This window comes from Algoriphagus yeomjeoni, from assembly GCF_049821175.1.
GTDB classification, from domain to species: Bacteria; Bacteroidota; Bacteroidia; order Cytophagales; family Cyclobacteriaceae; genus Algoriphagus; species Algoriphagus yeomjeoni_A.
Genome location: NZ_CP187512.1, coordinates 2359447 through 2381957 on the forward strand (window position 1 = coordinate 2359447; position 22511 = coordinate 2381957).

Here is a 22511-nt window from a genome sequence, read left to right on the forward strand (position 1 = left end):
AATGAATAATATGACAGCAGAAGAGCTGAGCAAAGTAATCATTAAAGGAATGGAGGAAAAAAAGGCCTCCGACATAGTTTTAATGGATCTAAGAAATATCAAAAACACAGTGACTGATTTTTTTGTTATATGCTCAGGAAATTCTGACTCACAATTAGACGCTATAGCGGATTCTATTGAAGAGGAAGTGTTTAAAATTGGTCAAGGAAATCCATGGAAAAGTGAAGGGAAAAGTAGCCGTCAGTGGATATTAGTAGATTATGTGAACGTTGTGGCTCATATTTTCCTTAAAGATAAAAGATCATTTTATGGTTTAGAAGACCTTTGGGGGGATGCCAAAGTCACCCGAGTTGGATAAATACCAAAAACTTTCAGCTTAACCCTCCGTTTACCTTAAGTTTATGAAATTACCGTTATAAGAAATGAGCGATACTAAGAATAATAAAAACAAAAAATTCACCCCAAAGGCACCTCAAAAACCCAATTTTCAGCTTTGGCTGATAATCGCTGCTGTTGCCGTGCTACTAGGTCTTACTTGGATTCAGAATAGAAATGCAGTTGTAGACATTACTCAAAAGAGATTTGAGGACATGTATTTAGCTGGCGATGTCTCTAAAGTAACCATGGTCAAAAACATGGAGCGTGTAGATGTGACTCTTAAAACTGCTGCTTTATCCACCGATAAGTATAAGACTGAATTGGAGTCCAATTCAACTTTCTTTAACCCTCAAGGCCCTCACTATTCATTTGAAGTAGCCTCTGTAGACAAATTTGCACAGGATTTCGATACACTTAAAGAAGAAGTTCCGCAGGAAAACCGCATAGAGCTATCTGTAGCAACTGAAGAAAACTGGGGTAGCTATTTCAGCAGCTTTGGATTCCTGATTTTATTATTTGTTCTTTTCTGGTTTATGATGCGCCGGATGGCAGGACCTTCAGGACCAGGCGGACAAATCTTTAATGTAGGTAAATCAAAAGCTCAGTTATTCGACGCTGAAAACAAAGTCAAAATTACTTTTGACAATGTGGCAGGACTAGATGAAGCAAAAGAAGAAGTTCAGGAAATTGTTGAATTCCTTCAAAACCCAGGGAAATTCACCAAGCTAGGTGGTAAAATACCTAAAGGTGCATTGCTAGTAGGCCCTCCAGGTACAGGTAAAACTTTGCTTGCAAAAGCTGTAGCCGGTGAAGCTGGCGTTCCTTTCTTTACCCTTTCAGGTTCTGATTTTGTGGAGATGTTCGTAGGTGTAGGTGCTGCCAGAGTTCGTGACTTGTTTAAGCAAGCCAAGGAGAAAGCGCCTTGTATCATCTTTATTGATGAGATCGATGCCATTGGTAGATCCAGAGGAAAAGGCCAAATGCCAGGTTCTAATGACGAAAGAGAGAATACGCTTAACTCTCTTTTGGTAGAAATGGACGGTTTCGGAACTGACACAGGAGTAATCGTAGTGGCAGCAACCAACAGACCTGATGTACTTGATAGTGCATTGTTGAGACCAGGTCGTTTTGATAGACAGATTTCTATAGACAAGCCAGATATCGTAGGAAGAGAAGCTATTTTCAAGGTACACTTGAAGCCTATCAAAACAGCTGATGACGTGGATCCGAAAAAATGCGCTGCACAAACACCTGGTTTTGCCGGGGCTGAAATAGCCAACGTGTGTAATGAAGCTGCTTTAATAGCTGCTAGGAGAAATAAAACTGCTGTAGATATGCAGGATTTCCAAGATGCCGTCGATCGTGTGATTGGTGGTTTGGAAAAGAAAAATAAGATCATCTCTCCAGAGGAGAAGAAAATTGTAGCATTCCACGAAGCAGGTCACGCAGTAGCAGGCTGGTTTTTGGAGCATGCTGATCCATTGGTCAAAGTAAGTATAGTTCCTCGTGGCGTAGCCGCGCTGGGTTATGCACAATACCTTCCAAAAGAACAGTTCCTATATCAAACAGAGCAATTGATGGATGAGATGTGTATGACTCTAGGTGGTCGTGCTGCGGAAGAAATTATCTTTAAGAAAATTTCTACCGGAGCATTAAGTGATCTGGAGCGTGTTACTAAGATGGCCTATTCTATCGTGTCAGTTTACGGTATGAATGATAAAATTGGAAACGTTTCCTTCTATGACTCTAAAGGAGATGGCTATAAAATGACCAAGCCTTACTCTGAAACTACAGCTGAGGTAATCGATGAAGAAGTAAGAAAATTGATTCAGTCAGCTTATGATAGGACGAAAGACCTCCTTACGCATAGAATCAAGGAATTAGATATTTTGGCAAAAGAGCTTTTGGAAAAAGAAATTTTATTCCAGGCAGATTTGGAGCGCCTAATTGGTAAAAGACCATTTGACAAGGAAACTACTTATCAGGCCTTCACGAATAAGAAAGATGTGCCAAAGGAGCCAGACTTGATCTCGAAAGACGAGAAGAGCGAGTCTGAATCTTCAGATCCTTTAGTAGATCCTATACCGGAGCCGAATTCTGATAATCGAATTTTATAATATTAGCCCCGATTCATTCGGGGCTTTTTTATTTTGTTCCAGCTCGTTTATCTTTAGTTATGCAATCCCCCCCATTGGATTTTCCACTGAATGGAAAAAAACTCTATTTCGCATCAGATTTTCATCTTGGAGCTCCAAATGATGCTGAAAGTAAAGTGCGTGAAAAACGCATTATCCGCTGGTTGGATACCATTGCGGATGATGCTGCAGCAATCTTTTTAGTGGGTGATATCTTCGATTTTTGGTTTGAGTATGGGCAAGTAATCCCTAAAGGTTTTATTCCTTTTATTTCAAAAATCCACCAACTCAGAGAGCGCAGAATTCCTATTATTTTCTTCACCGGAAATCATGATCTATGGATGAAGGACTATTTCACCCAAGAAATGGGAATACCTGTTTATACTCACCCTATTGAACTGAAGGTAGAAGGAAAATCTATATTGGTAGGTCATGGAGATGGTTTAGGACCTGGAGATAAGGCTTATAAAGTCATAAAAAAAGTCTTCACAAACCCAGTAGCACAGTGGTTATTTCGTTGGCTTCACCCCGACTTAGGAGTCAAACTTGCTAAAAGCTGGTCAGGACACAGTCGTATTTCCAATACTGAAAAAGACGAAAATCACTTTCTTGGCGAAGATGAATGGCTTTGGACTTACTGCAAGGATCTGGAGGCAAAGAAGCACCATGATTTCTACATTTTCGGACATAGACACTTACCACTTGAGCTCAAAGTAGGTACAAACTCCACCTATTTCAATCTTGGAGAATGGGTGACGCAAAACACCTATCTTTCCTTTGCCTCCAAAGAAGTTAAACTTTCCTCCTTCGAAGAATGAGGGCCTTCATTCTTCTCATCATTAGCTTGGTACCGCTTTTTACCTCGGCACAAACCGAGGAAAAGCTAGGAAATCCCCTCGCAGAGATTTCGCTCCAGAATCTAGACTTAATCTCTTTCGATACTAAAGACCAGTTATTCGCTAGCACCATCTCAGGGGACATTTATTTATTCAGTGCAGATGGCAAGCAAGTGAACTTATTTTCTCCCGCTAGGCAGGGACGATTAAATCAACTGGAAGCTGCATGGACAGTGAACATTTTTAGCTTTTCGTCAGATCTGCAAGAGTATAGAATCCTGGATAGATTCCTTAATCCTTTGGCAGAAAAAGGCTTCTTCTTAGCAGATATAAACTTGGCGAAAGCAGCGACTTTGGGAAACAATAATATGGTTTGGGTATGGGATGAATCCGATCTGAATTTAAAATTATTGGATTTCAGAAGAAATCAGATTATTCAATCTCAGCCTCTTAATTTGATTCTGGAATCAAACGATTTGAGTGTCACTGAAATCAGAGAATTCAAGAATCGCTTGTTTATGAATGTGCCGCAAACGGGTGTTTTTATCTTCGATAATCAGGGCAACCTGATGCGAAAAATACAAGTCAAGGGAATCAATAAGCTTTGCTATTACAACGAGCACCTCCTCTGGATCGCTGATAATAAGCTGGTGGCAATATCTCTCACTTCCAATGAAACCAAGACATTAGCTGAACTGGAAAGTCCAGGAGGAATTTACCTTCAAATCGGACAAGAAAGATTAGCAGTCGTTTTCAAAGACAAAGTAAATCTATATACTACTCCTGATTGGATAAAGGTATTGAACTAAAGCAGTCTTACTACTCCATCTTTCTTTATTCAACTTTCAGAATTCAACATTTTCAAAAATTATCAAAGTCCAGCTGCAAAGAAGCAGGGCTACATTACATCGCTTCCTCTGTAAAAAACCGAAATCCTGCTCGGTTAAAAGAAAAATCAAAAAAAGGCCATTTCATTGCTGAAATGGCCTTTGGTACATTATCAATTGAGAGCTATTAGTTGACTTTCACCAACTCAATATCAAAGATCAAGTCTTTACCAGCTAGCTGGTGATTTGCATCTAATGTGATTTTTTCAGAATCTACACCAACAACCGTAACTGGCATAGGCTGGCCATTTCCTCCTTGAAGAGTCAAAGACATTCCGACTTCCGGCTTAATATCAGCTGGTACTTGAGCAATTGGCACATCGATCATCATATCATCTCTCCGCTCACCGTATGCCTCCGCAGCAGGAATCGTTACGGTAACCTTGTCTCCTAGCTTCATACCGTCAACAGCAGTATCAAAGCCTTTAATCATATTTCCATCGCCTAAGGTAAATCCTAGAGGCTCACGATTTGCTGAAGTATCAAATACGCTTCCATCTTCTAATTTACCGGTATAATGCACTTGAACTGCATCTCCTTTTTTAGCTTGCATAGTCTTTTGTTTTAGTAAAGTACAAAGGTACAAAAATCTCTTATGGATGAAAACCTCAGGAGTTATGTCCGATTTCAGTATAGAAGCGTACATAAATGGACAGTTCGTCTCCAAAAACCCACTTAATCCGCTTATATTAGGGTTGGCATCATTTTGCTATTAAGAAGATCAAACAATCAACCATGGAAACTCAAGATTTAGGCAAGATTCTTATCATCGATGATAATGAGGATTTACTCTTTGCCGCCAAAATGCTTTTGAAAAAGCACGCGAAAGAAGTCATGATAGAAAAGGACCCGCGTAGAATTCCTTTTTTGGTAAACAACAATAACTACGATGTTATCCTTCTGGACATGAATTTCAGAGAGGACACCACATCTGGTAAAGAGGGATTTCACTGGCTAAAGCAAATCAAAGAGATCGATCCAAAAGCTGTAGTAATACTTATCACTGCTTTCGGAGATGTGGAAATGGCTGTTCAAGCTTTGAAAGAAGGCGCGACAGATTTCATATTGAAGCCCTGGCAAAATGAGAAATTGATCGCTACCCTATCTGCCGCCATCAGATTGAAAGAAAGCTACAATGAGGTAGATAAGCTGCAGAAGAAGCAAAAGCAGATGCAGAGCGACATGAAGAAGCCTTACACGGACATCATCGGTCAAAGTGCTTCCATGAAAAACATTTTCTCAATTATTGACAAAGTGGCTCAGACGGATGCCAATGTGTTGATATTGGGCGAAAATGGCACTGGTAAAGAATTAATTGCACGAGCCATTCATGATAGATCACTCCGAAAAGACGAAATTTTTGTAGGGGTAGATATGGGTTCCATCACCGAATCCCTGTTTGAATCCGAGCTTTTTGGACATAAAAAAGGCGCCTTCACAGATGCAAAAGACGATCGTGCAGGCAGATTTGAGATTGCCGACAAAGGATCCTTGTTTCTGGATGAAATTGGAAATCTTTCACTACCTCTACAATCGAAATTGCTAACAGTTTTGCAGCGTAGAGAAGTAACAAGAATAGGCACTAACAAGGCTCTTCCTGTGGATATTCGTTTGATCTGCGCAACCAATATGCCGATTCACGATAGTATTTCTGACAATTCATTTCGACAGGATTTACTCTACAGAATTAACACAGTAGAGATTTTCTTGCCACCACTTCGTGAGCGCCAGGATGACATTCCGATCTTGGCCAATCACTTTCTGAAAAGCTATAGCCAGAAATACCGTAAAAACTTTACAGGATTTACTACCGCAGGATTGGATCTGTTACAGCATTATGCTTGGCCGGGAAACATCCGTGAGCTTCAACATGCTATCGAAAGAGCTATAATTATGGCTGAAGGCGACATGCTAGATTCAAGAGATTTCTTCTTCCTTTCCGCAAAGCCAGCTTCAGATAAAGCTCCAACTTCAGTCACGTTGAATCTCGATGACATGGAGAAAACTACCATTCAACGGGCAATAGATAAAAACGGAGGAAACATTTCTAAAGCAGCTAAGGAGCTTGGTCTGACCAGAGCTTCCTTGTATAGAAGGCTGGAAAAATATGGACTATAAAGTTGGCTTACTCGGGAGAATCGCCTTTCTAGCAGCTTCTCTTTTTCTTCTTGCCTACGCTATGATTGATAGTTGGGGAGTATTTATGATTTCCCTACTTCTCGTTTTGGTCGTATTTCAGATTATCTATTTGCTCCGTTATTCCGAAGGATCTTTCAAAAAAGTGCGTGTTTTCCTGGATAACATCAAGCAAGACAAATACTCCCAACTTTATCCTGTGAAGTTTGATGGAACAGAAACAGATGACTTACATATAGAATTCAACGCGATTCTCGCAAAGCTGAAAGAAGACCAAGCTGAGAAAGAAGCAAATTACCAATACTTCAGATCTGTCTTCAAACACCTGAGTATTGGACTGATCACTTTTGGTGAAAATGGTGGAATTCAAATAGTCAACACCGCTGCCAAACGAATTCTCGATGTAGAAGAATTGAAAAACATCGGGGAAATCGAGGGGATCAATAAGGAATTGCACCTTGCGATTAATAATCTTCGAACAGGCGGAAGTGAATTGATCAAGATCGCACATCCTGACGGCATCATGCAGCTTTCTGTTTATGTCATCGAACTGTTGATGCGTGGGGAGAAATTCAAATTGGTTTCGCTACAAAATATCCAATCTGAGCTGGAGGAAAAAGAGATGGAAGCTTGGCAAAACCTGGTCAAAATTCTGACTCATGAGATCATGAATTCAATTGCACCAATTTCTTCTTTGGCAGGAACTATCCAAGGAGAAATGGAAAGCAAAATCGAACATGTGGAGCAAATAACTCCTTCAGAAATGGAGGATTATCTGATGGGAATCAGCACTATAGAAAAGCGTAGTCAAGGTCTGATCAGCTTCGTTTCTGATTTTAGAAGTTTGGCACATATCCCTGCACCGAAGTTCAGCAGTATTGCTATCGCAAAACTATTCCATCAATTGGAGATATTACTTCAAAACCAACTTGAAGCCAATCAGATTGAACTGATCAAAGAAATAAATCCTAAAGAACTAATTCTTTTCGGAGATCAAACTCAGATCGAGCAGGTGCTGATTAACCTTACCCAAAATGCAATTCAGGCGGTAGAAGACTCACAAGTAAAGCGAATCATTCTCCGGGCGTTTATTGATGAAGCAGGAAAAATAATTTTGGAAGTAGCAGACACCGGAAAAGGAATCGAGGAAGAAGCACTTTCGAAGATTTTTATTCCATTCTTCACCACCAAATCCAAAGGTTCGGGCATAGGTTTGAGTCTTTCAAAGCAAATCATGCGCCGCCACAAAGGCAATATTCAGGTGCGTTCCACTCAGGGTGAAGGGACAACTTTTAAGTTGATTTTTAATGGTTAAGATTTAAATTCAGAAAGCTGAACTTAGAAAGCTTAATGATCTGGAATGTCATCACCGAGGTCAGACTCCCTTGTCTGTGTCCTCACTGACAAGGGAAATTAGATTGAAGTGTAAAAGCTGAGCTGCAATAGAAAATTAAGTAAAAACTGCCTTTTCAGAACTTGGCTCTGAATGAGTTAAAAGTAGTTAAGTAAAGTATCACCCCTTGATAAATCACCGTCATTGTCATGAATCTCAAATCCACTTTCATGAGAAATACTTTACTCTTCAGCTTCGTCTTGCTTTCTCAATTTTGCTTTGGGCAACTAAAAACACTCAAGGGGAATTGGGTCTCGGAAAAAAACGAAACACTATCGATCTCCGATACTACAAACAATGATAACCATCTAGCAAGTAATGGAAATTCACAAAACCTCTATATAGAATTCCTAAAAGACACACTTAGCTTTCAAGAGAGGTTTTATTCTAGCTCAGATGATTACAAAAAACTAAACGTAGTAAAATATGACATGAAAATTGAGAAAATGAATGATAGTCTACTAATCGCTACACCTGTATCTGAAGCGTCAAAACGACTTTTCAAGTCTAGCGAAGCAATAACGTTCTTTAATCAAGAATTCATTCAAGACAGCTCTTTTGTCTTTGAGAAGCTAACTTTTCATACGTCTGCATGTTTTGGATCCTGCCCAGTCATACATCTTGAGATTTCATCGGACAAAACTCTTAAATACTCAAGCAATTTTTATAAGGAAAAGTCCTTCAATGAGACTGACACTGCACGTTCAGGGAATTTCACGGGTACACTCTCCGACAAACTATTCGATGAGCTCAGGGATTTGATTATCCAGTCAAAAATCACAGCACTGCAAGGTGGTCAAAATCAAATGCTATGTTGTGATGGGGCTATCAAAACCATAATCTTATACCATAATGGCCTTAGAACTTATTATAAAGTCATGTTCGAACCCAGGATACTAAGAGAGCTTATTTCATTTTTAACTACCATAGATCAAAATGTAGATCTTAAAAAGGTTGAGGAGAAGTTTTCTTTTGAAAGATAAAAACTGCTTTAACCGCTATGTCCATTCAAATAGGAATTAATCGTAATCATTATCTTTTTATTCGTGCACACTTTTGTTCCTTTGTATAAAGACGAATATCACCTACTTGATCTTTTTAAACTCAAGTACAACCCACTTTCATGAACAAATACAAACAAATCGAAGCAGCAATCCTAGCCGCATCGAATATTCTTATTACTGCCCACAAATCTGCCGATGGTGATTCTGTCGGCTCCTCTTTAGGGCTATTGCATTTTATAGAAAAGCTTGGAAAAAAGGCTACTATCTGCCACCCTGACCAAGCGCCTGACTTTTTGGACTTCCTTGACCTGTCTCCCATTATCACGATGGACCAAGAACCTGAGAAAGTAACCGAAGCATTCATTGAGGCGGACTTGATCTTTTGCTTGGACTACAATTCTACAGACCGAGTGGGTAAAGAGATGCAAGTTTTGCTAGAAGCAGCTACATGCACCTTGATCATGATTGATCATCATCAAGACCCGCAGGGCTTCACTTCATTGACTATTTCTGAAACATCTGCTTCCTCCACCGCAGAATTGATTGTGGAGTTGATTGAGCAGTCTGGAAATGAAGCAATATTGGATGAAGAAATCGGAACTCCTCTGTACTTGGGAATTCTGACTGATACGGGAAGTTTTCGCTTTAATTCCGTCAAACCGAGAACTCATGAAGTCCTCGCCAAATTGTTAGCTTCAGGTGTCAAACATCATCTGATTCATGAATTGCTAAATGATACCAATACAGCAAGTCGGCTTCGCCTTCAAGGATTTGCGATGTCTCAAAAGATGGAGGTTTTGAATGAGAATACGGTTGCAATCATTCCATTGACCAAAGAGGAATTGGCAACTTATGACTACAAAAAGGGCGATACTGACAGTCTTGCAAACCTTGCTCTCTCCATCAAAGGAATTAAAGTAGCCATTATGCTTTCGGAACGCGATGGTATGGTCAAAATGTCTTTTAGATCAAAAGGCAAAGACAACCCAGTAAACACCCTAGCTGCAGCTCACTTTGAGGGAGGGGGACATATAAATGCCGCTGGTGGCATGAGTGAACTCTCTATCCCTGAGACTTTAGATAAAATTAAGAGTCTGATTCCGGAATATTTTCCTGTTTAGATAGTCTGAGCTATTGGTAGCTTTCAACATTTTCTTATTCAATAGATAAGTGTTGATTGCAAAAAAATTAAAAATTGAGTGTTGACAAAATTCAAAACGTTCGAGGTCAGAAAAAGACCTCAAACGTTAAGCCCCGGCGACGCTGTGAGAACCGCATAAAAAAACTCCGTGTAAAAATCACACGGAGTTTAATTGTTGGAGGCTTTTAACTCTTAATTAGTCTTTCAACGTCACTGTTCTGGTCACGTCATTGAATCCACCTGGGATCAAGTTCCCATCAGCATCAAGCAGTTCCAATTTAACAGTCACTTCACCTTTTGGTAGACCTTTAATTACATAAGGAGCCCATTCTGTGATCATAAATTCCTGACCGTTGATGGTAGCTCTTACTTTATTTCCATCTTCAGAAAGTGTAGTATTCAGCAAGAAGAAATCAAGCAATAAATTCTCTGTATCAGCGCCTGTATACTCACCTTTTGGACGGCTATAGATCATAGTAGGCTTGTCAAAATCCACATTCATATCATCGCTGGCATTACCAACAACCATCTTCTTAGCAATAAATGAATTCGCATTCTTAACTGATTCATGATATGATCTGCTCAAGAAAGCAACCAAGTAATGTGTTCCTTCAGGCATTTCTCTTTTGAATTCTGGCTCGTAGTGCGCTGAGTAAGGCTCATTATCCAGGATAAAATGGATATGCTGACCTTTGTCAGAATTGGCCAAATTCGCAGCCATTCCATTGCGCTCAGTTACTTCACCCAGCATGTAATCTTTCACATCAAAAGCAAAATCAACTTCGCCAGCTTTTCCAATGGTAGTATTGGATGGATTTTTAAGAGTTAAAGAAGACGAAGCATAAGCTGGAGAATCTGTAAATTTCTCTATCGAAATCTCAGCTGGAGTGGACATTTCCATACCATCTACGACTTCTTCTACATTTTCAGCTTTTTTCGGTTGGCAACTTACCGCAATCAAAAGTGCTGCTGCTGCGGTACCTAATATCTTAACATTCATAATTTTCAATTTTAGTGTAATTGGTTTTCAGTAGAACAGTATAAATTTCGCAAACGCTATACCATAGAAGACTGAGCTAGCCTATTGATTTATTTTGGTTCCTAATCAACAAAAATTCAAACAAAAGCCTGGTGTTTTACATTCAATCTGAAGCAAAAATAGTCAAGAAGACTGCCTTAAACCAGTATTTAGACCAAATTCCAAAGGAGAAGTAATGCATTCTATTATTGAAATCTTATCAATAAAGTAAAAAGTAATTTTAAAATATTAATAGCCATTCAGTTAGCTGAGTCATCTATTTTCCCCAAATTGGGTAAAATCCTCAACTTAGCTTTATCAATTCATCTTAACTCGTTGGCTTCCATAGGCAACATTTTGCTGGGGAGATGTGAAAAATAATAAAACCTGAAGTTATGATATGATGAATTTTAATCACTTGAATTTCCAATCATAATGAATCAAAAGGATTTTAAAAATGATCAAAAACAACCCATCTTTTGAACTCAGATCCTTTTTTAATAACTAGTCATATGAAAGCTGCCATCCGAAGATCATACGGTCCCCCAAATACGATTACTGTTGAAGAAATCGAAAAACCTGTTCCAAAGGATGATGAAATTTTAATACGAGTTGTTGCTAACACAGTGAATCGTACAGACTGCGCAAATTTGACTGGCAAGCCTTTTATCATGCACTTAATGCTAGGTTTGGTGAAACCCAGAAAAATCGTCTTGGGGACTGATTTCGCTGGTGTAGTGGTTGCAATTGGGAAGAATATCGATTCATTTCAAGTCGATCAACGGGTTTTTGGTTTTACTGACATGGGACTGGAATCACAGGCTGAATACATGGCCATGACCCCTAAAGACAATCTCATCATCATACCTGACCCGATTGATTTCAAGCAGGCCGTGGCCAGTCTTGAGGGTGCGCATTATGCACATTCTTTTATTCTTAAATCAGGAATTCGTTCCGGTCAAAAAGTCCTAATCAATGGCGCCACAGGTGCAATTGGGTCAGCATTACTGCAGTTTGCGAGGACTTTTGATGTACATATCACAGCTACTTGCAGTACAGAAAACATTGATCTGATCCGTTCACGTGGGGCTGATCAAGTTGTCGATTTCACACAAGAAGATTTCACACAGCGCGGTGAAAAATATGACCTTGTGTTTGATTCAGTTGGCAAAAGCACTTTTGGAAAATGTAAGCCAATTTTAGAGAAGAACGGAACCTACATTTCATCTGAATTAGGACCTTATTCCCAAAACGTTCTCTATGCCATCTTCACTCCTCTTTTTGGTGGTAAAAAAGTCAGATTCCCTATTCCATATCCTTTAGCTAAAACAATTCCATATATCAAATCCAAAATTGAAACGGGACTTTTTAACCCTCTAATCGATCGTGAATATCCGCTTGAAGAGATACCATCAGCTTATGAATATGTGATTTCAGGCAGGAAAATTGGAAATGTGATAATTAATCTATCAAAAGATTAAGTTTTTTAAGATGAGCACAAGATAGACTTCAACTGTGCATTCCGATAATTATAATCCTTTGTAAACCAATCCACTTGCTTAAATTCTCTTAATTTATGTAGCGAAAATATCATCGCACGCGTCTTGGTATTGATTGAAAACTAAAACCAACAAATACGTATGATGAGTTTAAATTCATTTGCAATGAAGAAATTAAAATCACTAGCGACAGTAGCCTTGCTAACCGGAACATTAGGATTAACCAGTTGTCTGGACAACGACGATATGATGGACTTTCCAGATGCAGGTTATATTTCCATTTACAATGGCGCCCCAAACAATACTGGCGTAATTGTCTATGCTGATCAAAACCAGGTAAATAATTCGCCAATTAAGTACAAGGATGTATTGGCCTACCAAAACTTCTTTCCTGGGGATAGACTATTCAAATTCTCTGATCCAAACTCTTTGACTTCACTTTTGGAGAAAGAGTACGAAATCAAGATAGATTCTGTGTACTCGATGTTTGTACTGGAAGAGGGGGGAGAATTGGATGCGGTGCTGGTAGATGACGATTGGTCCGAACCAAATGCTGATGAGGCACAAATCAGAATGATCAACTTATCTCCTGATGCAGGGTCGGTCACGCTAAAACTTGATGAGGTAGATAATCCATTCTTTGAAGGAATCGCATTCAAATCTAATTCAGACTTCGAAAGTCTGGATTCCGACACTTACAAACTAACTGTAGTTTCAGCTACAGGAGAAGTGCTTGCTACCGCATCAAACGTAGAATTGATAGGAAATAGGGTTTATACACTGGTTCTTAGGGGCTACAATCAGTCCACAGAAAATACTAAAAAACTTGATTTGCAATTATTGACCAACTATATAGACTACTAAGTAGTCCAATACCACAATGAAAAATCCCGGTCAGATCAGATCGGGATTTTTTTATTTTTGTACTTGTCCCGTCCTGAAATAGCTTTTTCAAATAATAGTAGTCAAAGTCCTAAAAGTATAACAGTTCTGATAATCCGGGAGCTTTGAATTAAAATGACAAAGCATTTTTAATTAGTTTAGTCTACCCCAAGAAAATGTATTTAACCACTAATAGCCCCAATCTAATCATGCATAGATTTCTCAACTTGATCAAACTGAAACAACTACCATTAATAATCCTTTTTCTGGCCAGTTTTATCGCAGTTTCCTGCTCATCTGATCAAACAATAATTGTCGATAAAACTGTAGAGTCCCTTACTTTGAGCATCAATGACAAAGGGTCAGTAGTCAATCTTATTGATGCAACCACGGGTAAAGATTACATTCTCAAAGACACACTAGCTCCTCTGATGTCTATTCGGGTCAATAATAAAATGATCTATCCGAAATATGCGACGATAGAAAACGGCATCATAAACTTGACTTTTGAAAATGATGTGGTCGCAGAAATAAAGATGGAAGAAAAAGAAACGCACCTCACATTTGAGTTAATTTCTATAACAAACAATGAAAACATAGAATTAATAGTTTGGGGTCCCTACCCAACCACCATACAAAAAACTATCTCTGAAACAGTCGGTGTGGTGCGGGATGATGATTTTGCTATCGGCATTCAAGCCTTAAACCTGAAGACTCTAGGAGGATATCCTTGGAATGAAAGTGATCGTATGCCAGAATTTGATTTCGTAAGAGAAGCTGAAACTGACAATATGCATCCAGAATCAGATGGCAGTGTGCTTTATAGAATTGAAGCTGCTGCCCCTCTACAAAATGGCAGTTCCCTGCAAGCGTACACTAGAAATAGAACCACTCAAAGAATATACTCCGATGTTGATCATGACATGATTGTTGCCCCGCCATATGATGATGGTGGAGTTATTGGTTCCAAAATAGCCATTTTTGGAAGTCCTGAAACAAAAACTTTGGAAACTATCGGGGCTATTGAAATCGCCGAGGGACTTCCTCATCCAATGATTGATGGGGAATGGGTGAAGACAAATCCTAATGCAGCCGCAGCATATCTCATTACCAATTTTACTGAGGAAACTGTAGATGAGGCCATTGCACTAACCAAGAAGGCAGGATTGAAATACCTTTACCATTATGGAAAAACATTTGAAACCTGGGGTCAATTCGAATTATACAAAGGTGAATTTCCAAACGGAATCAAAGGTCTAAAAGAATGTGTCGATAAAGCTGCTGAACGGGGAGTTTATTTAGGCACTCATTTCCTATCAAATTTCATCCAAACAGATGATGCCTACGTTACCCCAATTCCAGATGAAAGACTAGCCATAGTAGGAAGTTCAACCTTAGTCGATGACATAGACGAGACTGCTTCCACCATCACCATTGAGTCGCCAAAATTCTTCAATCAAATGAAGAATAATAATCTAAAAACAGTAATGATCGGCGAGGAATTGATTCGCTATGGAAGTGTTTCGGAAGCATCTCCTTGGCAATTGCTGGATTGTCAGCGTGGAGCATTTGACACTAAAGCCAGTAGTCACCAATCAGGAGAAAAGATCTCCAAGCTATTGGATCATGGGTATAAAGTATTCCTGAGCGATGCCGATTTGACCAAAGAAATGTCAGTCACGATGGCAAACTTATATAACCAGACTGGACTTCGTCAAATTTCCTTTGATGGTCTTGAAGGGAATAGATCAACTGGTTTGGGCTCTTACGGTGAAAGTTTGATGCCTTACACATGGTACACTAATTTGTCTGATGACTTAAAGAACCATTTGATCATTGACGCCAGTCGTACTACTCACTTTTTCTGGCACATTTACAGTCGTATGAACTGGGGCGAACCTTGGTATGCAGGTTTCCGCGAAAGTCAAACTGAATACCGATTTAACAATCAAGCCTATTTCAAAAGAAATTTCATGCCTGGCATGTTAGGCTGGTTCAAAATGACCCCAGAAACCAGCGTGGAAGATATGGAATGGATGCTCGCCAAATCAGCTGGTTATGATGCGGGATATGCATTGGTGGCCGATCTAGAAACTGTTGATCAAAATGGTAACTCTGATAAAATTTTAGAATTAATTGGTGACTGGGAAAAATTGAGAATTTCCAACTCATTTACCGAAGCTCAGAAAGAAGCAATGCGGGATAGCGACAAGGAATTTACCCTTAAAAATATCAATGATTCGGAATGGAACCTGCAGGAAGTATATTCAGAGATTTACGCTCATGAGAAGAAAGTCAGACAGCCAGGTGAACCTTTATATACTTCATTAGAATTCAATAATCCGGGAAAAGAACAAGTGGTACATTTCACTTTGACAGCAATGAGCTGTGATGTAAGTGCTATTACGCTTGAGATTAATGGATACAAAAAAGTAGAGCTACCAGTGAGCGTCAACGAAGGTCAAACCTTAAAATATACTGGAGGAAAAGAATTGGTCTTATATGATGCCAACTGGCAGATCATCCGCAAATACGAAATTGACCTTTCTGATCTTAAAATCAATCAAGATGAGAACGTAATCACTGTTGATAACAACTTCGATCGAACTGATAAGGAAGCCAGTCTCAAAGTAGAAATCCGAACTTATGGAGAAGAGCAAAAAGTGGTTTTGAAAAGTTGACAATTTGTAACCTTAATGTATAGCTAATAAAATAAGATTTGGTCTCCTTCCACTCTACAAAAGCCTTTCAACCTCAATAAAAGACTTTTTTTTATTTTATTAATCAATCCGTTTATACCCCACTTTACAAGAATCAATAAAAAAATCTAGCATTCTTAGTCCAGCAAATCAGTATTTGAATCATTCTGACTACAGTTTGACTCTTATTTCTATTCTCGCTTAAATAGATTAACTTTTATAAAAAGAATCACAAAATGGCTAGAATTGTAACCCGAGTAGAATATGATGTGGTACGAATACTCATGGTTATCAATATTTGGTGGCTCGGAGTAAAGCTTTACAAAAATCCTCGTACAGCTTATAAAGTTGTCAAGCGCCTCATATCCAATTTCCAAGATATGATTGGAAACAAAAAGTTGGTTCGCGCCTTTGAAATTGAAGGCAAGTATTCATGGGACATGTTTAATCCAGCTTGGCCAACACCAGGATTTAATACATTTTTCACTTCTCATTTACAGGAAATCAAACCAACTGACCAAAGTCAACTCGGTTTGAGAAGGCTATTAATAGCCATTACTAAACGTTGCCCTTTAGCCTGTGAACATTGTAGTGAAGCTGGCACTTTATACAATAATGATGTACTATCATGCGAGGAGTTTGTTAGTCGCATTGACAAATATGTGAAGCAAGGTGTTGGTCAATTGATATATTCTGGAGGAGAACCTCTAAGTCGATTTAATGATTTAATAACATTGATTAGTCGCTATAAACTTAGATGTGATCAGTGGATCTATACCTCAGGATTTGGACTCACCCTGGAGAAAGCCCATCAACTTAAGCAAGCAGGATTAAATGGCGCGGCAATAAGTCTTGACAATCATGTGGAGCAAAATCATAACATGTTCAGAGGAAGCAGCAAATCATTTTTCTGGGTACACGATGCTGTAAAAAACCTTCAAGAAGCTGGTGTTTTAGTTGCACTGAATGTATGTCCTACCAAGACTTATATCGAATCTGCTGGGGTGGAGGAATTAATAGAGCTAGCTAAAAAGTGGAATGTACAAATAGTGAATCTATTAGAGCCACGTGCTGTAGGAAACTATCAGGACCAAGATGTAGAACTAAACGTAGCACATAAAGATCGCCTCAAAAAGATTAGTGATCAATTCAATTTTGACAGAGCCTATCTAAACTACCCTACTGTCCTTTATCCTGCTGGGTACCGAGCAGCAAAAGCCTGCGGAGGTGGAATAAGCTACCTGTTTTTAGATTATGATGGCACCTTATATCCTTGCCCGTTTTGCAAAGTAAAAATGCCTGAAATTCAACAGAAGGCAGCGCTTTGTGAAGCTTAATTTGCTTTATTTCTAAGTATGCTAAAAATAGAAAGCCACAATAAATCATTAGCACTCCGGGTATTAGTTTCAAGTTTTCATAATAACCCAGGAGTTCTTTGGGTGGTTAAAAAAGACAAGCGTATTCAAGATAGAATTGCTGTTCTATGTAATTATTGTCTAATGGTTGCAATGGAAAAAGACGGTGCTTTTATTACCTCTGATGGCAAAGGAGTGGCACTCATTTTTAAAAGTAGTAAAAAGCAAAGTCTAATAAATTGGTTGCTTGGATATGCTAAACTTTGGCGAAGTTGCATAGGCTGGAACAGGCCATGGACCATAATCAGACGTGAAACCGAAATAACCAAACGTAGACCAAAACAAGAACATCTTTATATCTGGATGTTAGCCGTAGAAGATCGAAGCGAAGGGCTAAATCCTATTAAAGAAATTAGGGACTTTGTTTACGAATATTCCAAAAAAGAAAAGCTCCCGATCTTTGCAGAAACTGCAGCTAAAAACATGTTGCCTTTGTACAAGCGTTATGGCTTTACTGTTTACGACGAATGGAAAAATGACGGGTTAAATGTTTGGTTTATCCAGCGACCTTCAGAATAAGCCTAAGCTTCCTTATTTTTTGCAATAAGCTCTTTTAATGACTTGTTATACGTAGGTGAAAAAGTCCCGAAAAGCTTATCCCAAATACTTAGATAAATGCCAAAATTATAGCGTACAAATTGGTGATGCTGTTGATGATGCAAGGCAGTATTAAAAACTTCAAATCCCTTCCACTTCTCAGCACGCAACTCATATCCACAGTGACCATATACCGATAGTAAAGACATAAAAAGGGTAAATATTATCAAGGATATTTCTGGTATTGGAAGTATAAATGCTAGAATCGAAACAATCCCGATCTGAATCACTCCCTCAATCGGATGAAATGAGAAGGCTGTCCAAGGATTCGGATTAGTTGATCTATGGTGAATAGAATGGACTTTTTGAAAGATGACAGGCATATGCAGAATTCTATGAGTCACATAAAAATAAATGTCATGAATACCCAGGCAGACAAATATGGAAACGATAAGAAACCACCAATTCAGCTCTGCCGCAGTATGAATTGACTCTATTTTTAATAAACCCTTCGTCTGAGCATAATCCATAAGAGCCCCAACAAGTATAAATACGCCAAGATTCAAAAATGTAAATGCAAATTCCTTCTTGCTAGGCAAATTATCCTTCTCATCTATTTTAAACGATGGTTTTTTCTTTTTCAGCTGCTTGTTTAAGAATACAAAAAAGAGCACACTGAGTAATGATGAGCCAGGTAAGAGCCAAATCCACATCATGCTACTTCTGCTAAATTCATTTGCAAACCATTTTTCTTTAACAGCTTATAATGAGATAGATACGCATTAATAAAACTTGGCTCATAGTGGTAAGGCAACCCTAATCGTTTTGCAGTCTCTTTTATAATCGGGGTAATGCTCACATAATGTACATGGCATATTTTCGGAAAAAGATGGTGCGCCAAATGATGGTTAAAGCCTCCAAATAAGAAATTGAGAAACCAATTTGATGTCGCGAAATCCCTAATCGTGTGCAATTGATGATGTGACCAAGAAGTTCTTATTTGACCTGATTCATCCGGGAGAGGGAATGCTGAATCCTCTGCTACGTGTGATGGAATAAGTGCCAAGGTAATCGTTATGCTTGCTGTAAAATTCATGAGCAAAAAACCTAACAACAGTTGCCAGCCGGTTAAGGAAGAAAATACAAGCGGCAGAATAAGTATATAAGAAACGTAGATAATCTTGAAGAAAATAAGCTTGAGGTACTCCGTCTTTTCATGCCCACGAAACTTAAGTGAACCTATTGCTTGCTTTTTAAAATCTTGAAAATCACGGAAAAACAACCAGTTTATGGTATAAAGCAAATACAAAAAAGGTGCATAAATAAACTGAAAGCGATGGTACCCTTTAATCTCATCATCCGGAAAAATCCGAACCATGGGATTTTGTTTAAGATCAGCATCCGCATTTAAAATGTTTGGAAATATATGGTGAGAAAATACGTGGCGCTTTTTCCAGATATAGGAGTTTGCTCCCAAGAAATCAAATAGAAGTAGAAAACTACTATTCATCCATTGCTTCTTCGAAATAGAACTATGAGCTGCGTCATGCGCTACGTTGATCCCTATAAATATGGCAAAGGGACCCATCAACGTCATAGCTATTAGTGCTATTGTAGCACTTTCAGCATAAAGCAAGACAGCATACAACAAAAGGTAAAAGAAAACTAAAACCCCAGCCTTCACGAAGAATACTCCTGAGGCAAATCCTCCGGTCTCTGAAGATTTCACATATGCAGCAACCTCCCTTTTTACCTCCTCATAAAAACCATCAGTTTCTTGTAAAAAGTGAATTGGATGCTCCATTACTTAGTGACTAGATTATTGTAAAATACGTTTTGATACAATTCTTGAGAAAATCGGGATAGCTCGCCCGGGTTTTTGAACTTCATAAGTTTTGCTCGCTCAACTTTCCCCACATATTCTTGCTTCGAGATGTAATAGCCTTTAGCCCGTACAAATACAGTTCTTTCCATTTGTGATGACACGGGAAGCCCTTCAAATTTGAATTCAGTGGAAGCCCCGCTTCCGAGATGCTTCATATATTGTTCATCATCTGCCACTAAGACTTCCAAGAAGTCTTCTCCCTTATCGCCAATGGCACTTTTAGGTTTTATAACTGTCACGTTTAATTCACTTTGCTTTGAGTAATCAACTCCGGCAAAGTCCAAATCCCAGAATCTGAATCCAGATTTAAGCCTAAACTCAACATTTTCACTACCGCTACTTACTTCAAATGGTACTACCACAGAATTATAAGTAATGTCGCCCAAAAGCTCTATTTCATCTATTTGTTGCCAGCCATCTTTGGTCTTCATCTCCACTAAAAGCTTTATCCCCTGTTCGCGCATCCATTGCTCCCGCTCTTCTTTAGATTTATCCTCATTCCGCTCAATCCACTTCACGTACTTACTCCCGAACATCGAGCTAAACTCATTATAGACATAACCTGACCATTGGGTGTTTTTCAAGTTCATAACCAATTTGCCAGTTTTCTCATGAAGCGGATTTTGAAATTTTAGCAAAATTGTGCCTAATCCATCAGTTACATCCGAATCAAATTTATAGGAGGATTGATCTTCAGCAGAAATACTAGCTAAAATAAAATCAGTTTTATTATCCGAAACAGCACTTCTTGGATTTTGAATCGAATAGATATTCCCTTCCATATCTGCCTCAACTGTCACATTTTTATCATGGTTCACAACTACCAGCTCGACTAAATTGGTAAATTGATCTTCGTTCTCCTCGTTTGTAATGCTTAAAGAAAATGAGCTTTGGTGCGAGAAATAGTCAGGAAGTTTTTTCAAGTCACTACGTTCTAATTGTGCAGCTTTTGCTCCGGTATAAAGTGAATTGACTTTTTTCGCTTCATCGCCATCATTTATAAAAACATGAGGACAACTACATGCAATTGCCAAAGCTACTCCCAATGTAACTACGGTTGCACCTAATACTATAGCAACTGTAGCACCGTTCGGCAGTGCGCTTCTTGAGACTGCCACATTAAGAATTTGTCCAGAATTAAAAGAAATTTCATCACTCGACAAATCAACACCATCCATCAGCATGAAATGAATTTGTTTCACGGCATCCTTATCAGATTGACCGACTTTTCTAGGCTGCTTTTTGTTCCTCGATTTATCAGGGATTTTATTGTAATACTCTAATGGAAGACCAACAAATGGTTTAAGTTTTCCTGAAACAATTTTTTCATTTTCATCAAACGAGACGTCATACAATTCCTTCAATTGATTTTCACTATGTACTACCAAATAATTTGAATCCTCGAGTTGAAGCCATTCTCCGGCACCTGAAGGCGTTTTATCATCTTCTACACTAGCCTTGTATCTATAACTCGCGCAGGATGTCAAGTATATAAAGAGACAAGCGAACAAAATATTTCCAATGGAATTCAGGTTCTTTATCATGGCAAAATTCGGTTAGAATTAAGATAGGAAAAAACTTGTATTTTTCTAATACTGCTTTAATAGAAAGGTAATCAATTAAACTGAAACTCAAATAAAATAGCTAAGGGCAAAACCTTCGACACTAAACTATTAATTACTTAAAATCAGCATTTTAGAAAATTAAATCAAAATGAAATCATAAATTGACTTATAGAATCTCAGTCCACAGACCACTAAAGAGCATTTAGGATTATTTACTTATTTTTATTAATAAAGGAATAATACAAAAAATGAGAATCTCAAATCATACTAGGTAAATGGAAAAGTATAAGGACTTGTATAAATGGATGATAATCCCGATGGTCATCATGCAACTTGGTATTTTTGTAGATTACTGGGGGGATTTCAGAGAAAATATTTGGTCTGTGCACGTCCACTATTGGACGGGTTCTCTTTGGTATTTATATCTGATCATTCAACCTTACTATGCTACTCATGGCCAACTTGAGAGGCATAGAACGAATGGCATAATTGGGATGTTTTTAGCTGGTGGTGTTTGCATTACCGCCTTTAGTATGATGCATAGAGATATAGCCGTCTCTCAACTTTCTTTCGAAAACCCTGAAAGGTTTGGCCCATTTGAACCATGGTTTTTTCTCGGAGTAGCAAGCATTGAAATACCATTAATTATTGCTTTTGGCTACGCTGTGATAAAAAGTATACTAAATAGGAAAAATACGGATGAACATGCTTGGTGGCTTATATCAACTGTGTTCATCATCATGATGCCTGCGCTAGGCAGAGGAATACAAGGAGTCTATATTGGTATGAACAGTGAAAACTGGCCAAATATTGACATTATGGCTCCTCTGTATCTAGCACAATTAATTATTATTTTCTTGGTATTACTTACTGCATGGAAATACAAGAGATTAAAGCATCCAGCAACCTATCTGGCAGTTGCAGCAAATATTTACGCATTATTTTTAGAACCGCTAGGAAAATCTGAAATAATTGAAACGTTTTTGAAAACTGTGATCAAAGGATAAATAAGAAATTGGAAATCTAAGCTACTTCAATTCAAAAACGACAGCAGTTATTTCACATTTTCTTCAATCTGGTCCAAATTGGTTGAAGTAAGAC

The 22511-nt window shown here is 38.5% G+C and carries 19 protein-coding genes; 14 read left to right on the plus strand and 5 right to left on the minus strand.

Features of this window, described 5'->3' with window-relative positions:
• Nucleotides 1-10 precede the first annotated feature (10 nt).
• The 4 genes from rsfS to ACPUEN_RS09365 all read left to right on the plus strand — a co-directional run bounded on the left by rsfS (nt 11) and on the right by ACPUEN_RS09365 (nt 4158).
• On the plus strand, nt 11-358 hold the full coding sequence (gene rsfS, locus ACPUEN_RS09350) for a ribosome silencing factor (protein WP_111611898.1): 348 nt from the start codon (nt 11-13) through the stop codon (nt 356-358).
• Nucleotides 359-422: 64 nt separating this feature from the next.
• Nucleotides 423-2495, plus strand: coding sequence for an ATP-dependent zinc metalloprotease FtsH (gene ftsH / locus ACPUEN_RS09355; protein WP_425639988.1), 2073 nt, complete (start codon nt 423-425; stop codon nt 2493-2495).
• A 59-nt stretch (nt 2496-2554) separates the two neighbouring features.
• A complete protein-coding gene (locus tag ACPUEN_RS09360; protein ID WP_425639990.1) occupies nt 2555-3331 on the plus strand; it encodes a UDP-2,3-diacylglucosamine diphosphatase in 777 nt (258 codons plus the stop codon).
• Nucleotides 3328-4158, plus strand: a complete 831-nt coding sequence (locus ACPUEN_RS09365) for a hypothetical protein (protein WP_425639992.1) — start codon at nt 3328-3330, stop codon at nt 4156-4158. Before ACPUEN_RS09360 ends, ACPUEN_RS09365 begins: the two co-directional genes overlap by 4 nt.
• A gap of 205 nt (nt 4159-4363) precedes the next feature.
• Here the strand turns inward: ACPUEN_RS09365 and ACPUEN_RS09370 are convergent, their stop codons facing one another.
• Nucleotides 4364-4789 carry an FKBP-type peptidyl-prolyl cis-trans isomerase gene (locus ACPUEN_RS09370; protein ID WP_425639994.1) on the minus strand — a complete coding sequence of 142 codons (426 nt, stop codon included), beginning with the start codon at nt 4787-4789 and terminating at the stop codon, nt 4364-4366.
• A 182-nt stretch (nt 4790-4971) separates the two neighbouring features.
• On the opposite strand from ACPUEN_RS09370, the gene ACPUEN_RS09375 reads away from it, so the two are divergent.
• The 4 genes from ACPUEN_RS09375 to ACPUEN_RS09390 all read left to right on the plus strand — a co-directional run bounded on the left by ACPUEN_RS09375 (nt 4972) and on the right by ACPUEN_RS09390 (nt 9890).
• Complete coding sequence (locus tag ACPUEN_RS09375; RefSeq protein WP_425639996.1) at nt 4972-6354, plus strand: sigma-54-dependent transcriptional regulator; 1383 nt, start codon at nt 4972-4974, stop codon at nt 6352-6354.
• Entirely contained in the window at nt 6344-7687 is a 1344-nt protein-coding gene (locus ACPUEN_RS09380; RefSeq protein WP_425639998.1) for a sensor histidine kinase, read from the plus strand. The genes ACPUEN_RS09375 and ACPUEN_RS09380 overlap by 11 nt, the downstream gene beginning before the upstream one ends.
• 248 nt (nt 7688-7935) lie before the next feature.
• Nucleotides 7936-8748 carry a DUF6438 domain-containing protein gene (locus ACPUEN_RS09385; protein ID WP_425640000.1) on the plus strand — a complete coding sequence of 271 codons (813 nt, stop codon included), beginning with the start codon at nt 7936-7938 and terminating at the stop codon, nt 8746-8748.
• 140 nt (nt 8749-8888) lie between these two features.
• Nucleotides 8889-9890: a DHH family phosphoesterase gene (locus ACPUEN_RS09390; protein WP_425640002.1), complete on the plus strand. Its 1002-nt coding sequence runs from the start codon at nt 8889-8891 to the stop codon at nt 9888-9890.
• A gap of 216 nt (nt 9891-10106) precedes the next feature.
• On the opposite strand, the gene ACPUEN_RS09395 is transcribed toward ACPUEN_RS09390, so the two are convergent.
• Nucleotides 10107-10910 carry a hypothetical protein gene (locus ACPUEN_RS09395; protein ID WP_425640003.1) on the minus strand — a complete coding sequence of 268 codons (804 nt, stop codon included), beginning with the start codon at nt 10908-10910 and terminating at the stop codon, nt 10107-10109.
• 530 nt (nt 10911-11440) lie between these two features.
• Here ACPUEN_RS09395 and ACPUEN_RS09400 point away from each other — a divergent pair.
• The 5 genes from ACPUEN_RS09400 (at nt 11441) to ACPUEN_RS09420 (ending at nt 17942) form a co-directional block, all read left to right on the plus strand.
• Nucleotides 11441-12409, plus strand: coding sequence for an NAD(P)-dependent alcohol dehydrogenase (locus ACPUEN_RS09400; protein ID WP_425640005.1), 969 nt, complete (start codon nt 11441-11443; stop codon nt 12407-12409).
• A 183-nt stretch (nt 12410-12592) separates the two neighbouring features.
• On the plus strand, nt 12593-13291 hold the full coding sequence (locus ACPUEN_RS09405; RefSeq protein WP_425640007.1) for a DUF4397 domain-containing protein: 699 nt from the start codon (nt 12593-12595) through the stop codon (nt 13289-13291).
• Nucleotides 13292-13518: 227 nt separating this feature from the next.
• Complete coding sequence (locus ACPUEN_RS09410; protein WP_425640009.1) at nt 13519-15990, plus strand: hypothetical protein; 2472 nt, start codon at nt 13519-13521, stop codon at nt 15988-15990.
• 254 nt (nt 15991-16244) lie between these two features.
• Nucleotides 16245-17345 (plus strand): radical SAM/SPASM domain-containing protein, encoded by a 1101-nt coding sequence (locus ACPUEN_RS09415; protein ID WP_425640011.1) that lies wholly within the window; start codon nt 16245-16247, stop codon nt 17343-17345.
• Between the two features lie 18 nt (nt 17346-17363).
• The gene (locus ACPUEN_RS09420; protein ID WP_425640013.1) at nt 17364-17942 is read left to right on the plus strand and encodes a hypothetical protein; all 579 of its coding nucleotides are present in this window, start codon (nt 17364-17366) and stop codon (nt 17940-17942) included.
• A gap of 2 nt (nt 17943-17944) precedes the next feature.
• Here ACPUEN_RS09420 and ACPUEN_RS09425 read toward each other — a convergent pair whose 3' ends face one another.
• Genes ACPUEN_RS09425 through ACPUEN_RS09435 form a run of 3 tightly spaced genes read right to left on the minus strand, consistent with a single transcriptional unit; the run spans nt 17945 to nt 21389 of the window.
• Nucleotides 17945-18676: a sterol desaturase family protein gene (locus ACPUEN_RS09425; RefSeq protein WP_425640015.1), complete on the minus strand. Its 732-nt coding sequence runs from the start codon at nt 18674-18676 to the stop codon at nt 17945-17947.
• Nucleotides 18673-19764: a fatty acid desaturase family protein gene (locus tag ACPUEN_RS09430; RefSeq protein ID WP_425640016.1), complete on the minus strand. Its 1092-nt coding sequence runs from the start codon at nt 19762-19764 to the stop codon at nt 18673-18675. Before ACPUEN_RS09430 ends, ACPUEN_RS09425 begins: the two co-directional genes overlap by 4 nt.
• The gene (locus ACPUEN_RS09435) at nt 19764-21389 is read right to left on the minus strand and encodes a hypothetical protein (RefSeq protein WP_425640018.1); all 1626 of its coding nucleotides are present in this window, start codon (nt 21387-21389) and stop codon (nt 19764-19766) included. The genes ACPUEN_RS09430 and ACPUEN_RS09435 overlap by 1 nt, the downstream gene beginning before the upstream one ends.
• A 296-nt stretch (nt 21390-21685) precedes the next feature.
• On the opposite strand from ACPUEN_RS09435, the gene ACPUEN_RS09440 reads away from it, so the two are divergent.
• Nucleotides 21686-22417, plus strand: coding sequence for a hypothetical protein (locus tag ACPUEN_RS09440; RefSeq protein ID WP_425640020.1), 732 nt, complete (start codon nt 21686-21688; stop codon nt 22415-22417).
• The last annotated feature ends 94 nt before the right edge of the window (nt 22418-22511 follow it).

What these genes read in the sequence shown, in the direction of transcription:
- ACPUEN_RS09410 (WP_425640009.1), top strand. Translation starts at nt 13,519, where the DNA reads ATGCATAGATTTCTCAACTTGATCAAACTGAAACAACTACCATTAATA.
- ACPUEN_RS09435 (WP_425640018.1), bottom strand. Translation starts at nt 21,389, where the DNA reads ATGATAAAGAACCTGAATTCCATTGGAAATATTTTGTTCGCTTGTCTC.
- ACPUEN_RS09400 (WP_425640005.1), top strand. Translation starts at nt 11,441, where the DNA reads ATGAAAGCTGCCATCCGAAGATCATACGGTCCCCCAAATACGATTACT.
- ACPUEN_RS09395 (WP_425640003.1), bottom strand. Translation starts at nt 10,910, where the DNA reads ATGAATGTTAAGATATTAGGTACCGCAGCAGCAGCACTTTTGATTGCG.
- ACPUEN_RS09425 (WP_425640015.1), bottom strand. Translation starts at nt 18,676, where the DNA reads ATGATGTGGATTTGGCTCTTACCTGGCTCATCATTACTCAGTGTGCTC.
- ACPUEN_RS09415 (WP_425640011.1), top strand. Translation starts at nt 16,245, where the DNA reads ATGGCTAGAATTGTAACCCGAGTAGAATATGATGTGGTACGAATACTC.
- ACPUEN_RS09370 (WP_425639994.1), bottom strand. Translation starts at nt 4,789, where the DNA reads ATGCAAGCTAAAAAAGGAGATGCAGTTCAAGTGCATTATACCGGTAAA.
- rsfS (WP_111611898.1), top strand. Translation starts at nt 11, where the DNA reads ATGACAGCAGAAGAGCTGAGCAAAGTAATCATTAAAGGAATGGAGGAA.
- ACPUEN_RS09360 (WP_425639990.1), top strand. Translation starts at nt 2,555, where the DNA reads ATGCAATCCCCCCCATTGGATTTTCCACTGAATGGAAAAAAACTCTAT.
- ACPUEN_RS09385 (WP_425640000.1), top strand. Translation starts at nt 7,936, where the DNA reads ATGAGAAATACTTTACTCTTCAGCTTCGTCTTGCTTTCTCAATTTTGC.
- ACPUEN_RS09375 (WP_425639996.1), top strand. Translation starts at nt 4,972, where the DNA reads ATGGAAACTCAAGATTTAGGCAAGATTCTTATCATCGATGATAATGAG.
- ftsH (WP_425639988.1), top strand. Translation starts at nt 423, where the DNA reads ATGAGCGATACTAAGAATAATAAAAACAAAAAATTCACCCCAAAGGCA.
- ACPUEN_RS09380 (WP_425639998.1), top strand. Translation starts at nt 6,344, where the DNA reads ATGGACTATAAAGTTGGCTTACTCGGGAGAATCGCCTTTCTAGCAGCT.
- ACPUEN_RS09390 (WP_425640002.1), top strand. Translation starts at nt 8,889, where the DNA reads ATGAACAAATACAAACAAATCGAAGCAGCAATCCTAGCCGCATCGAAT.
- ACPUEN_RS09440 (WP_425640020.1), top strand. Translation starts at nt 21,686, where the DNA reads ATGGAAAAGTATAAGGACTTGTATAAATGGATGATAATCCCGATGGTC.
- ACPUEN_RS09365 (WP_425639992.1), top strand. Translation starts at nt 3,328, where the DNA reads ATGAGGGCCTTCATTCTTCTCATCATTAGCTTGGTACCGCTTTTTACC.
- ACPUEN_RS09420 (WP_425640013.1), top strand. Translation starts at nt 17,364, where the DNA reads ATGCTAAAAATAGAAAGCCACAATAAATCATTAGCACTCCGGGTATTA.
- ACPUEN_RS09405 (WP_425640007.1), top strand. Translation starts at nt 12,593, where the DNA reads ATGAAGAAATTAAAATCACTAGCGACAGTAGCCTTGCTAACCGGAACA.
- ACPUEN_RS09430 (WP_425640016.1), bottom strand. Translation starts at nt 19,764, where the DNA reads ATGGAGCATCCAATTCACTTTTTACAAGAAACTGATGGTTTTTATGAG.